Raw genomic sequence first — 1,649 nt, 5'->3', positions numbered from 1 at the left:
TGCCTTCAGCTCTGCCTTCAGCTCTGCCTTCTTCTCTACCTTTCTCCATACCTTCCTTCATACCAATTTCCTTACCCTCAGCTATACCTTCACGCTTGGCGGTGTCAATAGAGTTCTTGATATCGCGATATGCCTTCATACTTGCTTCATATTCCCTCATTTCCTGCGGAGTAAACTTGGCTATCTCGGCTTCCTCAAAGAGACGGTCGAAGACCTTGTCGCATAGCTCTTTCGGGCGCTGGGTAAGTTTATAGAGGTTCTTCAGTGCATAGAGCCACTTCTCGTATAGAGTATCCAGTTGTTCCAGGGGTTTGTTGAACTTAGCTATCTCTACATAGATAAACTCCAGCTTGTCGTAGAAAACTTTGTGGGTAGCGGTATCACACAACTGCACATGATGGCGGATTTTCTCCTTGTCGAAGGCATCCTCGTTCATGCTGAAGTTGAGCAGGGCTACGGTATAGACATGATTGAGTTTGAAATCCCACTCATTCCCCTTGGGTGCCTGTTCGCGAATCGGGAAGGTGGAGTAGAAGAGGGAACGATCCTTGAAATGCGCCTGATAGGCATTCTGCATTTCTACGATGAACTTCTCACCGTTTTCGCCCTCGCAATATACATCAAAGATGGCTCTGCGGTCGGTATAGACATCTCCTACGTGCTCCGGATTCAGATACGATACGTCCTTTACAACCTGTTTGCCATTAAACAAGCTGTTGAGAAAGCAAATGAGCAAATCCTTGTTCATTGCTGTTCCGAAAATTCGCTTGAAACCGAAGTCGGTCAACAAGCTGATATATCTTTCTTCTACCTGCTTCATAATCATCTGTTTTAAATATCCATGCCGCAAAGTTACGACTTTATTTTCAAACCCGCAAGAGTTTTCTAGGAAAAGTTTCTGAAAAAGTAAGAGAATGGTGAATGTTGAGTGTTGAATGTTGAGTGTTGAATGGTGAGTGTTGAGTGTTGAATGGTGAGTGTTGAGTGTTGAATGGTGAGTGTTGAGTGTTGAATGGTGAGTGTTGAATGTTGAATGTTGAGTGTTGAATGAAAGAAATATGACGACAAAGAAAAAGGGCGCATCGGATTGGGATGCGCCCTAACTTGTTAAATAAATTCGGAGGGTTTCTGCTCTTGAAAAACCCTCTTAATGGAAGAGAATCAGGAAGCATCCAGGAGGTACTGAAGCTTCGTGGCATCAAAACACGGACAGGCTTTCTGAACGCCAGGCAAATCGCGATGCCCCAGGATGGTACGGATGCCCGGAAAACGGTGGTGAAGTTCCAGAATCAGATGCTTCATCGACTCCTTCTGCTTAGGAGTGCGGGTGTCGCTGATGCAGCCCGATGGCGAAAGACCACCCTCGTAACAGATGCCTATGCTGTGCGCATTGTAACCGATGGCATGAGAACCCATACGCTCTACCGGGCGACAGGCATGAACCACTCCATCCAGCGTGATGTAGAAATGGTAGCCGATGTCAGTCCAGCCGTTGTTATGCACATGGTCGTAGCGCAGCATCTTCATCGTATAACGGTGATTGCAGCGGCTGCCGCTGCAATGCACCACTATCATATTGATGTCTCTCATAGGCATCCTTCTAAAGTCCACCTGCCGAAACGCCCAACGCCCCGAGGAGAGCTGTCAGT

General features: G+C 46.9%; 2 protein-coding genes. Both read right to left on the bottom strand.

Going from position 1 to position 1,649, the window contains the following annotated elements; all coding sequences use genetic code 11:
- A partial coding sequence (locus F7D47_RS06830) for an Rpn family recombination-promoting nuclease/putative transposase (RefSeq protein ID WP_228113359.1) occupies positions 1 to 820 on the bottom strand: 820 nt, incomplete at its 3' end.
- Between the two features lie 341 nt (positions 821 to 1,161).
- Positions 1,162 to 1,590 (bottom strand): N-acetylmuramoyl-L-alanine amidase, encoded by a 429-nt coding sequence (locus tag F7D47_RS06825; protein ID WP_153108140.1) that lies wholly within the window; start codon positions 1,588 to 1,590, stop codon positions 1,162 to 1,164.
- Positions 1,591 to 1,649: the final 59 nt, after the last annotated feature.

It is taken from the genome of Segatella copri, assembly GCF_009494835.1.
Taxonomy (GTDB): domain Bacteria; phylum Bacteroidota; class Bacteroidia; order Bacteroidales; family Bacteroidaceae; genus Prevotella; species Prevotella copri_F.
This window is presented reverse-complemented; position numbering and strand designations above follow the sequence as displayed.